At 57.5% G+C, this 12,671-nt stretch carries 14 protein-coding genes; 6 read left to right on the top strand and 8 right to left on the bottom strand.

The genetic code is table 11. From position 1 onward, the window contains the following. The first annotated feature begins 2 nt into the window (after positions 1–2). Both BRD58_RS11115 and BRD58_RS11120 read left to right on the top strand, forming a co-directional pair. Positions 3–665 carry a 3-oxoacid CoA-transferase subunit B gene (locus BRD58_RS11115; protein ID WP_073382947.1) on the top strand — a complete coding sequence of 221 codons (663 nt, stop codon included), beginning with the start codon at positions 3–5 and terminating at the stop codon, positions 663–665. Further along, positions 662–1,846 (top strand): acetyl-CoA C-acetyltransferase, encoded by a 1,185-nt coding sequence (locus BRD58_RS11120; protein ID WP_073382952.1) that lies wholly within the window; start codon positions 662–664, stop codon positions 1,844–1,846. The genes BRD58_RS11115 and BRD58_RS11120 overlap by 4 nt, the downstream gene beginning before the upstream one ends. 96 nt (positions 1,847–1,942) lie before the next feature. Here BRD58_RS11120 and aqpZ read toward each other — a convergent pair whose 3' ends face one another. From aqpZ to BRD58_RS11150, 7 genes are all read right to left on the bottom strand, one after another. After that, positions 1,943–2,641: an aquaporin Z gene (gene aqpZ, locus BRD58_RS11125; RefSeq protein ID WP_012848955.1), complete on the bottom strand. Its 699-nt coding sequence runs from the start codon at positions 2,639–2,641 to the stop codon at positions 1,943–1,945. Positions 2,642–2,983: 342 nt separating this feature from the next. Beyond that, positions 2,984–3,142: a hypothetical protein gene (locus tag BRD58_RS18105; protein WP_012848956.1), complete on the bottom strand. Its 159-nt coding sequence runs from the start codon at positions 3,140–3,142 to the stop codon at positions 2,984–2,986. A gap of 515 nt (positions 3,143–3,657) precedes the next feature. After that, positions 3,658–4,434, bottom strand: a complete 777-nt coding sequence (gene tcyN / locus BRD58_RS11130) for an L-cystine ABC transporter ATP-binding protein TcyN (RefSeq protein WP_015461790.1) — start codon at positions 4,432–4,434, stop codon at positions 3,658–3,660. Between the two features lie 125 nt (positions 4,435–4,559). Next, positions 4,560–5,078: a flagella biosynthesis regulatory protein FliZ gene (gene fliZ, locus BRD58_RS11135; RefSeq protein WP_073382955.1), complete on the bottom strand. Its 519-nt coding sequence runs from the start codon at positions 5,076–5,078 to the stop codon at positions 4,560–4,562. A gap of 33 nt (positions 5,079–5,111) precedes the next feature. Then, a complete protein-coding gene (locus BRD58_RS11140; protein ID WP_015461792.1) occupies positions 5,112–5,834 on the bottom strand; it encodes an RNA polymerase sigma factor FliA in 723 nt (240 codons plus the stop codon). Between the two features lie 185 nt (positions 5,835–6,019). Then, complete coding sequence (locus BRD58_RS11145; RefSeq protein WP_073382959.1) at positions 6,020–7,279, bottom strand: flagellin FliC; 1,260 nt, start codon at positions 7,277–7,279, stop codon at positions 6,020–6,022. Positions 7,280–7,551: 272 nt separating this feature from the next. After that, entirely contained in the window at positions 7,552–8,805 is a 1,254-nt protein-coding gene (locus tag BRD58_RS11150) for a flagellin FliC (RefSeq protein WP_015461794.1), read from the bottom strand. Positions 8,806–9,087: 282 nt separating this feature from the next. Between BRD58_RS11150 and fliD the strand changes: the two genes are divergently transcribed. The 3 genes from fliD to fliT are packed head-to-tail and all read left to right on the top strand — an operon-like array spanning position 9,088 to position 11,292. Beyond that, a complete protein-coding gene (gene fliD, locus BRD58_RS11155; RefSeq protein ID WP_015461795.1) occupies positions 9,088–10,503 on the top strand; it encodes a flagellar filament capping protein FliD in 1,416 nt (471 codons plus the stop codon). Between the two features lie 14 nt (positions 10,504–10,517). Further along, positions 10,518–10,925: a flagellar export chaperone FliS gene (gene fliS, locus BRD58_RS11160; RefSeq protein ID WP_015461796.1), complete on the top strand. Its 408-nt coding sequence runs from the start codon at positions 10,518–10,520 to the stop codon at positions 10,923–10,925. Between the two features lie 4 nt (positions 10,926–10,929). Continuing rightward, a complete protein-coding gene (gene fliT / locus BRD58_RS11165; protein WP_015461797.1) occupies positions 10,930–11,292 on the top strand; it encodes a flagella biosynthesis regulatory protein FliT in 363 nt (120 codons plus the stop codon). A gap of 308 nt (positions 11,293–11,600) precedes the next feature. On the opposite strand, the gene BRD58_RS11170 is transcribed toward fliT, so the two are convergent. After that, the gene (locus tag BRD58_RS11170; protein ID WP_073382964.1) at positions 11,601–11,897 is read right to left on the bottom strand and encodes a hypothetical protein; all 297 of its coding nucleotides are present in this window, start codon (positions 11,895–11,897) and stop codon (positions 11,601–11,603) included. A 554-nt stretch (positions 11,898–12,451) separates the two neighbouring features. Here BRD58_RS11170 and cspE point away from each other — a divergent pair. Continuing rightward, the gene (gene cspE / locus BRD58_RS11175) at positions 12,452–12,667 is read left to right on the top strand and encodes a transcription antiterminator/RNA stability regulator CspE (protein ID WP_012848969.1); all 216 of its coding nucleotides are present in this window, start codon (positions 12,452–12,454) and stop codon (positions 12,665–12,667) included. Positions 12,668–12,671: the final 4 nt, after the last annotated feature.

A 12,671-nucleotide genomic window follows, 5' to 3' on the forward strand; every position in this document is an offset into this window, starting at 1 on the left:
AGATGAATGCAAAACAGCGCATTGCCTATCGCATCGCACAGGAGTTTAACGATGGCGATATTGTTAATCTGGGGATAGGCATTCCCATCCTCGTCGCCGACTATTTACCTCCGGGCGTAGATATTATTTTGCAATCCGAGAACGGCTTTCTTGGCCTTGGCCCACTGAACCAGGTTCAACGTAACCTGGTCAATGCCGGAGGACAACCCTGCGGCAGGATACCCGGTGCCGCCATGTTTGACAGTGCGTTATCTTTTGCCCTCATCCGCGGGGGCCATTTGGACGTCTGTGTCTTGGGCGGGCTACAGGTCGATCAACTGGCCAATCTGGCCAATTGGGTTATTCCGGGGGAAATGGTGCCCGGCATGGGCGGCGCAATGGATCTGGTGACCGGCGCACGCAAAGTCATTATCGGAATGGAACACTGCACCAAAACGGGGGCGGCCAAAATTCTCCCCCGCTGTACCCTGCCGCTGACCGCGGTCAATGCCGTGCATATGCTGGTCACTGAACTGGCCGTGTTTCATTTTGAACACCGGCAAATGGTGCTCACTGAGCTGGCGCCGGGCATCGATCTCAACACTCTGCAGCGGAAAACAACGGCGCACTTCACGGTATCCCCTCGCCTCTCAACCATGCCCCAACCACAGGATGCCTGCGAATGAAAAACATTGTGATTGGCAGCGCCGTTCGCAGCGCTATTGGCAGCTTCGGCGGTGCGTTTGCTCACCTCGGCGCCGTCGCGCTGGGGGCCACCGTCATTGCAGAGGCGCTCAAGCGAGCCGCGCTGGAGCAGACGATGATCGACGAAGTCATTATGGGGAACGTGCTACAGGCCGGCCTCGGACAAAACCCGGCGCGGCAAGCGGCGTTAAAAAGCGGCCTGCCGGATAGCGTCACGGCGTATACGGTCAATAAAGTGTGCGGCTCCGGCCTGAAAAGTATTGCGCTGGCCGCACAGGCAATCCAGGCGGGCGATGCCTCGGTCATTGTCGCCGGGGGGATGGAAAACATGAGCCAGGCGCCCTATTTGCTGGCGCACACTGCGCGCTGGGGATACCGGATGGGCCATAATTCACTGCTGGACGTCATCTTGCAAGATGGCCTGACCTGTGCCATTGAAGGCTACGCCATGGGGATCACGGCTGAGAATATCGCCAAACAGTATGGCATAGGTCGTGAAGCCCAAGACGCACTGGCTCTACACTCCCAGCAAAAAGCCAGCCAAGCCATTGCGCGCGGCGCATTTGCGGACGAAATCGTGTCGATCCCGATCACCTCGCGTCGGGTCACACGGCAGATAGCGCAAGATGAGTTCCCCCGCGCCGATACCACGCAGGAAACGCTGGCCAAGCTCTCACCGGCCTTTGATAAACTCGGGACCGTCACGGCGGGCAATGCCTCGGGCATTAATGATGGCGCCGCCGCGCTGGTCATTATGGAGGAGCAGCGCGCCAGGGCGCTGGGCGTTCGCCCTTTAGCACGGATACGCAGCTATGCCAGCGGCGGCGTCGCACCGGCCCTGATGGGGATGGGGCCGGTACCAGCCTGCTGGCGCGCGCTGAAAAAAGCCGGACTGACGCTTACCGACATTGACCTAATTGAAGCAAACGAAGCCTTTGCCGCCCAGTTCCTGGCCGTGAGCAATCAAATGGCGTGGGATGGGGATAAAGTCAACGTTAACGGCGGCGCGATTGCCCTTGGCCACCCAATTGGCGCCAGCGGCGCTCGCATTATGGTCACGCTGTTACATGCGCTACGCGCCCGCGATAAATCGCTGGGGCTGGCTACGCTCTGTATCGGCGGCGGTCAGGGAATGGCCATGATTGTGGAAAGGCTCAACTGAGCCTCGGTAAGCCTCCCCGTCATAGAGCCAGAATCGGCCCCGTGACGGAGACGATGTACAGCCCTGCACGGGCCGTTACGGGACTCGTCAAGACGGTTACTCGCCGCGCTCCGCCAGTAGCCAGCGGTACAGCAGGCCGCCCAGTACGCCGCCGACCAGCGGCATCACCCAGAAGAACCACAGCTGCTGCAGCGCCCAGGTGCCCTGGAACAGCGCCACCGCGGTGCTGCGCGCCGGGTTAACGGAGGTATTGGTCACCGGAATGCTGACCAGATGGATTAAGGTCAGCGCCAGACCGATCGCCAGCGGGGCAAATCCGGCCGGGGCTCGCTTATCCGTGCTGCCCTGGATCACCAGCAGGAAAAAGGCGCTAAGAATAATTTCGACCACCATCCCCGCCTGCATCGAGAAGCCGTCCGGCGAATGGGCACCGTATCCATTGCTGGCGAACCCGCTGGCCGTGGCATCGAACCCGGCCTTACCGCTGGCGATAACATACAGCGCGGCGGCGGCGGCGATCCCACCGATCACCTGACTCAGCATGTAGGGCAGTACCGTGCGGCCAGAGAAACGACCGCCGGCCCACAGCCCCAGCGTTACCGCCGGGTTAAAGTGACCGCCGGAGATAGGGCCGACGGCGTAAGCCATGGTCAGCACGCTCAGGCCAAAGGCCAGGGCGACCCCCAGAAAGCCGATGCCCAGCTGGGGAAATGCCGCCGCCAGCACGGCGCTGCCGCAGCCGCCGAAGACCAGCCAGAAAGTACCCAAAAACTCTGCCGCCAATTTATTAAACATCAACCACCTCAACATAAATAATGAATTGTTCGCGCCATCGGGATACCCAGCGCACCGCGCAGTGTGCTGGGCAGCATGCGGGTTACCACAAAAAAAAGAATGAGGCGCCTTGCCCGGAACAATGCAGGCAAAAACAAGTAAAACCGCTTGAAATAAACGCACCATCCAACGCTCATCACATGACGTAAGATGTCATCACTGCGTTTAATTGCGGGATATTATTCTGTATAAGTCGGGATAGGCACAAGAAAAAATATATGGGATTTTTCTAGCAAGGCGAAATGACTGCCTTAATAAAAATAGAATTAAGACATGTCCGATTACTTATTAGAAATAAAATATTTATTTAGGTATATGTGGGGGGGAAATATCAACCCGGCGGCAAAAGTCAGAAAACAGCGCCTGATGCTCACACACTTTATCTGCGCTGTACAGCACCGCATAGGCAAACAGCGCCCCGCCCAACAGGCTAGCCAGTAACATCCATCGTTTGATTTTCATTCGGTCCATTCCGTGTCACCTATCACTGATGGCATCAGTGTATGCTCACCAGGCTAAACTATGGCTCTACGGCTACCGATTACGCACCCGACGCACGCGGGAAAAGAGACAAAATGCCAACAGATGAAACGCCCCCGACACAGAAAAGACACGCGCTACATGGAGGTGCCGAACGCGTTTCTCTGTTAACACTCACACCTCAAGCCTAGCCAGCCTTAGGTAAAGATGCAAGCCACCGACGGCGACAACCCGCTGTTAATTAAGAGGGATCATCAATACGGCGCCGCTATGCGAACGGCGCTTTCTGCGCGGGAAAGGTAGGGAGTCGCCCTTGGGAAGCAGGCTGAAGAGGAGCGGGATGGCGCCTCACGCGACGCTGAGACGCGCGCAATACCGCCCACGGCGCAGAGAGGGGTCAGCCCTGCCGATAAGGCAGAGTGATACCCCACGTCGGTGAATAAGGCGCAACCCCTTGCCGATAGGGCTGAGTGACACCCCGTACAGCGGCGGTTGGTCTAGATTTCAAACTCGGGCGCCATTATCTCCTCCAGATATTGGGCCAGGAACTGACGAGTACGCGGATGACGGGGCCGGCTGAACAGGATCTCGGCCGGGCCCTGCTCGACGATACGCCCGCCGTCCATAAAGATCACCCGCTGCGCCACGTCGCGGGCAAAGCGCATTTCATGAGTGACGATCACCATGGTACGCTGCTCCTGCGCCAGGCCGCGCAGGGTGGCGAGCACCTCGCCCACCAGCTCCGGATCCAGCGCCGAGGTAGGCTCATCAAACAGCAGAACCTGCGGCTGCATGGCCAGCGCCCGGGCGATGGCCACCCGCTGCTGCTGACCGCCGGAGAGCCGTTTGGGATAGGCATCGGCCTTATCGGCCAGTCCGACCCGCGCCAGCAGCGCCCTCCCCTGACGTTCGGCCTCTGCGGGCGCAACCCCATTAACCACCCGCGGCCCTTCGGTCACGTTCTCCAGCGCCGTCAGGTGTGGAAACAGATTGAAGTTCTGAAAGACAAAGCCGACCTGGCGGCGTAGACGACGGATCTGCGCCTTCTGACGCGCCAGCGAGCGGTTGGCGTCCACGCGAATATCGCCGACCCGCAGGCTCCCCGCGTCCGGCGTCTCCAGCAGGTTAATGCAGCGCAGCAGGGTACTCTTGCCCGAGCCGCTCGGCCCGATGATAGCGACCACCTCGCCCGGCTGAACGCACAGATCGACGCCGTGCAGTACCTGCTGATGGTGAAAGGACTTCACCAGCTGTGTCAGTTCGATGGCGCTCACGCTCTTCTCTCCCCCTCCGCGCCGCACGCCGACGCTCCGAGCCGTCACTGTAGCAAGGCGTGACGGCATGGAAAGGAATAAAAAGTAATATGCTAATAATTGCGGGAAATAACCGCCGACAGGCGTCAGGCCGCCTGCGCGAACTGAAGATACTGCTGATACTTGCGCAGCGCGATACGATAATTGTTTTGGCTGCACTGGGGCAGCGCCGCCAGCCAGCGATCGGACAGCTCGCTCAGCGCCGTCGAGGGCGGAACATGGTGCGCCAGCAGCTCGTCCAAACGCCGCAGACGCACCACATACTCACGAATGCTGCTGTGCCGCATGTCGGTCTGCTCGCACAGATACTGTTTAAACCCCATGATGTCAAAACGACTGCACTGCGCATGGCAGTAGACATCGCTACAGAAGCGGCACAGCGCCAGCAGCCCCTGCTGCAGGGCCGCCCAGCCGGCGTCGTCGATCAGCCGCTCCATCTGCGCCTGGCGCGCACGATTCAGCAGTGTGCCGTCCAGCACCAGCGAGATGCGATCCAGCGGGCGACCGCAGTGTGAGCAGTAGCACTGCGCATGTTTAAAGTCTTTCAGATAGCGGCTCAGCGGCCTGCGCCCGGCGGGGGATGAGGGAAAAGAGGTCAATGGCATCTCTGCACTCCATAGCTATGGCAGAAAGGCGACTTACCGCTGGCTGAGCAGACGGGTACGCAGGCGTTTTATCGCCTGGCTGTGCAGCTGACTGACGCGCGATTCGCCGACCTCGAGCACCGCGCCGATCTCCTTGAGGTTGAGCTCCTCCTGGTAGTACAGCGTCAGCACCAGCTTTTCACGCTCCGGCAACGCCTCGATGGCGGCGATCACCCGACCGCGCAGATCGCTCTCCAGCAGCTGACGCAGCGGGTTGGCCTCTTCGCTCTGCTCCAAGGCTGGCTCAGCGCTGTCGCCGTGCTCCTCTCGCCACTCGTCATAGGAAAACAGCTGGCTGGTGTTGGTATCCAGCAGGATTTGCTGATACTCCTCCAGCGGGATCCCCATCTCTTGGGCTATCTCGCTGTCGCCCGGCGTTCGCCCCAGACGCTGCTCGGCACGCTGCATGGCGGCAGATACCCCGCGGGCATTCCGCCGTACGCTGCGCGGCACCCAGTCTCGGCTGCGCAGTTCATCCAGCATCGCCCCGCGGATACGCTGAATGGCATAGGTGGTAAACGCAGTCCCCTGCATGGCGTCATAGCGCTCGACCGCATGCAGCAGCCCGATGCCGCCCGCCTGCAGCAAATCATCCAGCTCTACGCTGGCCGGAAGGCGAACCTGCAGGCGCAGCGCCTCATGACGAACCAGTGGCGCATAGCGCTGCCATAACGTATTTTTGTCAATCACGCCTTCGGCGGTATACAAATCAGTCACGTCGACAGAACTCGGGTTGATGAATGCCCGCTTATTATCCCGTGTCTATGCCAATCCAATGCCGCGATAAGTCGGTAAAAAAGTGGCCTTTTAGCCGCTTTGTTCTGCGTAACGCGCAGGCATTGCGCGTAGTAAAGGTAAAAAAAACCCCGCCGCAGCGGGGTTTAACCTGACTCAGCGTGCGATTAACGCAGCAGGGACAGGACGTTCTGGGTAGACTGGTTAGCCTGAGCCAGTACGGAGGTACCGGCCTGCTGCAGGATCTGCGCACGGCTCATGTTGGACACTTCGGTCGCGTAGTCAGCGTCCTGAATACGTGAACGGGAAGCGGACAGGTTGTTCACGGTGCTGTTCAGGTTGTTGATAACGGAATCGAAACGGTTCTGTACCGCACCCAGGCCGCTGCGCAGGTCATCAACCTGAGACAGGGCTTTATCCAGGGTTGCCAGCGGATCGGCAGTCTTGGCCGTGGTAGACAGGGCAGAGCCTTTGGTCACGGTGCCGTCTTCAGCAACGCTAGCCTTAAAGTATTTAGCGTCAGCGCCAGTGCCTTCTTTAATCACATAGGCAGAAGCACCTTTCTCGGTACCGGTGTAAGCATAGACGTTAGCCGCGTCAGCCCCTTTCGGTGCAACTTTAGAGGTCACCTGGCTAACCGCGTTAGTCGTACCTGACGGTGCAGCTGAAGTAGTGTCTACCGCGGTCACTTTACCATCGTCGCCGATAGTTGCTTTCGCATATTTATCCGCACCGGTACCGCCCGCTTTATAAACTGCGTAAACGTCGCCCTTATCGTCTTTCACATAGCCAGTGATATCATCGGTACCCGCTTTCTTACTATTGGTGTCGATATTTACCTGCGGACCGTCAACCTTAGTCGCAGCGGCAGCGGCAACCTTAGTCGTGTCAACGCTGTCAGCCACGTTAAACTTATCCAGGCCCAGGCTCTGTGCGTTGATGTTTTTCAGATCGATATCGATGGTTTCACCGTCGTTGGCACCGACCTGGATGGTCAGCTTCTGATCTTTGCTCAGTACCTTCACGCCGTTGAAGTCGGTCTGCTGGGAGATACGGTCGATCTCGGACAGGCGCTGGGTGATTTCGTCCTGGATGGACTGCAGGTCGCTGGAGGAGTTAGAGCCGTTCTGTGCCTGTACGGTCAGACGACGGATGTTCTGCAGGTTGTCGTTGACTTCGTTCAGCGCGCCTTCGGTGGTCTGCGCCAGGGAGATACCGTCGTTGGCGTTGCGAGAGGCCTGGGTCAGGCCGTTGATGTTGGCGGTGAAGCGGTTGGAGATCGCCTGACCGGCGGCATCATCCTTGGCGCTGTTGATGCGCAGACCGGAAGACAGACGCTCGATGGCGGTGCCCAGGGCAGACTGGGATTTGTTCAGGTTGTTCTGTGCCATCAGCGACAGGCTGTTGGTGTTGATTACTTGTGCCATGATAAATTTCCTTACTACATGATTGGTTATACAAATCTATTTATCGACCCCCTTCGGCAAAGCTTTAGCAGAGTTTTTGTTTTTTTGTATAATTTACCGGCAGTTAATCCTAATCGCCGACAATATGGCCACCGCGCTCAATCGCGCCCTTGATTGCCCACCCTCCCCCCGCAGGGGTGATGCGCCAGTCCGCGTTTACGGACATAAAAAAACCCGCCGATGGGCGGGTTTTTGCGCGCGGCAACGCGGGCCGCGCACGCGGTAATGCGCGATTAACGCAGCAGGGACAGGACGTTCTGGGTAGACTGGTTAGCCTGGGCCAGTACGGAGGTACCGGCCTGCTGCAGGATCTGCGCACGGCTCATGTTGGACACTTCGGTCGCGTAGTCAGCGTCCTGAATACGTGAACGGGAAGCGGACAGGTTGTTCACGGTGCTGTTCAGGTTGTTGATAACGGAATCGAAACGGTTCTGTACCGCACCCAGGCCGCTGCGCAGGTCATCAACCTGAGACAGGGCTTTATCCAGGGTTGCCAGCGGATCGGCAGTCTTGGCCGTGGTAGACAGGGCAGAGCCTTTGGTCACGGTGCCGTCTTCAGCAACGCTAGCCTTAAAGTATTTAGCGTCAGCGCCAGTGCCTTCTTTAATCACATAGGCAGAAGCACCTTTCTCGGTACCGGTGTAAGCATAGACGTTAGCCGCGTCAGCCCCTTTCGGTGCAACTTTAGACTGAACCTGAGTTACAGCTGCGGAAGTACCTGACGGCGTAGCTGATGCTGTATCGAATGCAGTTACCTTACCATCATCGCCAATGGTGGCTTTAGCATACTTAGTTGTACCAGCATCATCATAAGCGCCGTATACGTCGCCCTTATCATCCTTGACATAACCAGTAATTGTCTTACCACCGGCATCTTTACCGTTCGTGTCAATATTAACCATCGGGCCATTGACTTTAGTCGCAGCGGCAGCGGCGACCTTAGTCGTGTCAACGCTGTCAGCCACGTTAAACTTATCCAGACCCAGGCTCTGTGCGTTGATGTTTTTCAGATCGATATCGATGGTTTCACCGTCGTTGGCGCCAACCTGGATGGTCAGCTTCTGATCTTTGCTCAGCACCTTCACGCCGTTGAAGTCGGTCTGCTGGGAGATACGGTCGATCTCGGACAGACGCTGGGTGATTTCGTCCTGGATGGACTGCAGGTCGCTGGAGGAGTTAGAGCCGTTCTGCGCCTGTACGGTCAGACGACGGATGTTCTGCAGGTTGTCGTTGACTTCGTTCAGCGCGCCTTCGGTGGTCTGCGCCAGGGAGATACCGTCGTTGGCGTTGCGAGAGGCCTGGGTCAGGCCGTTGATGTTGGCAGTGAAGCGGTTGGAGATCGCCTGACCGGCGGCGTCATCCTTGGCGCTGTTGATGCGCAGACCGGAAGACAGACGCTCGATGGCGGTGCCCAGCGCTGACTGGGATTTGTTCAGGTTGTTCTGTGCCATCAGCGACAGGCTGTTGGTATTAATTACTTGTGCCATAGTGTGCTTTCCTTCGAATGTTGCGCCACTGCGCATCACGGTTAATCGTTCGGGCCTGATTGCCCTACGGCGTCATCAGCCACCGTCCCCTCAGGTATCGGCGCTCCCCTTGGCAACCTTTAGTAAATTTTTTAATTTTTTTTACCCTCGCGCCAATCGGTGAAAAAGCCCCCATTTTCCTGCTTCTATTGACCCATCGTTTTTTATTATTTTTCTGTAAACTTTTGCCCAACAGAGCCGATAACGCGTATAGCGCACTCGTCATTAAGAAAGGAAATATTCATGGCAACCATTTCATCACTGGGGATCGGCTCTGGGCTCGACCTCAACTCCCTGCTGACCAAGCTGACCGGGGTCGAGAAGCAACGTTTGACTCCCTACACCACCCAACAGAGCAGCTACAAGGCCAAGCTGACCGCCTATGGCACCCTGAAAGGGGCGCTGGAAAAGTTTGATGATGTGAGTAAGGATCTGGCCAAAACCGATGCCTTTACCATCACCAAGGCCAGCAGCCACGATCAGTTTAGCGTCACCACCAGCGCCAGCGCGGTACCGGGTAACTATGCCATCAATGTGACCCAGCTGGCTCAGGCGCAGAGCCTGACGGCTAAAACCCACGCCACCAGCCAGACCGACCAGCTGGGCAGCGCGGGCGCCAGCGGACGTGAGCTGACCATTACCGTCGGTGAGCCGCCGAAAGAGACCAAGATCTCCCTCAGCGACGAGCAGACCTCGCTGACCGGACTGCGCGACGCCATCAACAAATCCGACGCCGGCGTCAAGGCCAGCGTGATCCAGATCTCTGACAAGGAGTACACCCTGTCGGTGACCGCCGCCGATACCGGCGCGAAAAGCGACATCAAGATGAACGTCAGCGGCGACAGCAAGCTGGCGGGAATGCTGAACTACGATGGTCATAAAGACAGCGCCGCCAACGGCATGGCGCAGACCGTAGAAGGAAGAGATGCCAAAATGACGCTCAACGGCATCGATATCACCCGCAGCAGCAATAAGATCACCGATGCGCCGCAGGGCGTGACCCTGGAGCTGAAGGCGGTCACCAAAGATACCCAAAACCTGGTGATCAGCAGCGACAGCGAAGGCGTCAGCAAAAAGATCCACGACTGGGTCGACAGCTACAACTCGCTGATCGATACCTTCTCCTCGCTGACCAAGTTTACCCCGGTCAAGAAAGGGGAAGCCGAAAACTTCACCAACGGCCCGCTGCTCGGTGACAATACCCTGCGCGCCATCCAGTCCGGCGTCAAAGGGGTCATGAGTTCGGCGCAGGACAACCCCAACCTCAAAGGGCTGGGCAACCTGGGCATCAGCACCGACCCGCAGACCGGCAAGCTGAACATCGACGACAGCAAGCTGAAGAAAGCCATTGATGAGTATCCGGGCCAGGTACAGAACTTCTTTGTCGGCAACGGCAAGGACACCGGTATGGCCAACATGGTGCACAGCGAAATCCAGAGCTATATCAAGAGCGACGGCGTCATCGACTCCACCACCAAGAGCATCAATAACAGCCTGCAGCACCTGAGCGACCGCATCGATAGCGTCAACCAGAGCATCGATGAAACCATCAACCGCTACAAGGCGCAGTTTGTCCAGCTCGACAAGATGATGGCCAAGTTAAACAGCACCAGTTCCTACCTGACCCAACAGTTTAACGCCATGAGTAACAGTAAGTAAGGGTAACCGCCACTATGTATAACGCAATGGGCACACAGGCCTATGCCAAAGTCGGACTGGAGAGCGGCGCGATGAGTGCCAGTCCGCATCAACTGATTGTCATGCTGTTTGACGGGGCGCATAGCGCCCTGGTTCGCGCGGCGCTGCATATCGAGGCGGGGCAAATCCCGCTAAAGGGGCTGGCCCTCAGCAAGGCTATCAACATTATCGACAACGGTCTCAAGGCCGGACTGGATCTGGACAAAGGCGGCGAGGTAGCGCAAAACCTTAGCGCGCTGTATGACTATATGGTGCAACGCCTGCTGCAGGCTAACCTGCATAACGACGCCGACACCGTACGCCACGTCACGGAATTACTCGACAATATTGCAGATGCCTGGCGCCAGATAGGCCCACACGCTGCAACCACCCAGCAGGGGTAACAATATGTATGGACTACCGCCGCTACTCCAGGCCTACCACCAGGTTCTGGCCTTAAGCGAGCGCATGCGCGATTTGGCACAGCGCGACGAGTGGGAGGCGCTGGTGGCGCTGGAAATGGAGTACCTGACGGCGGTGTCAAGCACAGCCAAACTGATGTCCCAGGCCAATCCTACGCCAACGCAGCAGGAGGATCTGCGCCAGGTGCTTAAGCAGATCCTGCTCAACGAAACCCACGTCAAACAGCGGCTCCAGGCACGCATGGATGAGCTACGCCAGCTGATCGGCAACGGCAGCCGTCAGCAGGCGCTAAGCCATGCCTATGGGCAGTTCACGGGTGAGATCCTACTGCCCGGCGAACACCTATAATCATACGCCGAACATCACTGCCTCTGGCTGACCCTCTTTATCTTTGCCCGCTGGCGTCCCACATTGTCATGGTATTCGACCACGACAATAGGTGGTGCGCCGGGCGTCACTCCCCTTTCCGCACCTTTTCTACCGGCCATAAAAAAACCCGCGCCCAAAAGCGCGGGGAGTGAAAGCAAAAATAAAGCAGACTGTTAAAAACAATGTGAGCGAATGGCCGTGAGCAATCGGGATCAGCCATCGCTATATATATAACTATACAACGTTTAGCCGCAGATCACCAGCGTCAGCGCATACAGAGCATCTGATTACTTTTGCGTCGTCACCTGCGCCCGCACCGGCTGATAAACACACAGGTAGGCCACCCGCGTTAGCCCCGTCGCGCTCGGTTTCAGCGTGCCGACCTCATCGGCACGATCAAAGCCGTGGCTGCGGCAGTAGGCCAATGCATCGGCCTGCATCGCGGCCCGATCGACCACCTCGGGATCGAAACGGTATACCAGCGAATGCGATACCGGATCCTCTTCACTGCGGACAAAATGCCCCGGCGCGCTGCTGCAGGCGCTCAATACGAACAGCGGCGCGAATAGGCCGAGCCAACGCATAATACTCTCCTTAAGGGATATCTCGGATCGCGCGGCGACGTAGCGCCCCGCGCTCGGATGACGGAATAGTGCGACAGCGGCGCCGCGCGCGCCAGTCACCGCGTATAACGGCGCACTGCACCGTCTTACCGACATCAGTGTAACGCAGGGATTATCGAAAAGTGAACCACCGCCGTGACGCCAAGCGTACCGCGCCCGCGCTCGTGGCGGCGCGCCTGGCAAGCCCAAGGCACGGCAACGCCACGGTATTGGCGGCCTATTTCCACGAGCGACCTAGAGATAAAGAGCAAACGTGGGGGGAGCGCGCCAGGTATCAGCCCATCCGGACGGCTAAAATAAAACTTGTACTTACTGACCCACTATGCGTTAATAGCCACACGGTTTGCAGAACAGACCTTAATAAAGCAGTTTTAGTAAAGTAGCCTCAGTTCCAGTGTTATCTTCTGATTTCCCTTTATCGTGAGTCTCCTCCTTCAATGCCTTAGTAAGTTATTCTGTCAGAGCAGACCTCTTTCGTCACGCTGAGTGACTCACAAAATTGAGAAGGTAATATTATGTCTAATAAAATGACTGGTTCTGTAAAATGGTTCAACGCCGATAAAGGCTTCGGCTTTATCTCCCCGGCTGATGGCAGCAAGGACGTTTTCGTTCATTTCTCTGCCATTCAAAGCAACGAATTCCGCACTCTGGATGAAGGCCAACAGGTTGAGTTCTCTGTAGAGAATGGTCCTAAAGGTCCTTCAGCTGTAAACGTAGTTGCTATCAACTAAGTTT

It is taken from the genome of Edwardsiella piscicida (genome assembly GCF_001896205.1).
GTDB classification, from domain to species: Bacteria; Pseudomonadota; Gammaproteobacteria; order Enterobacterales; family Enterobacteriaceae; genus Edwardsiella; species Edwardsiella piscicida.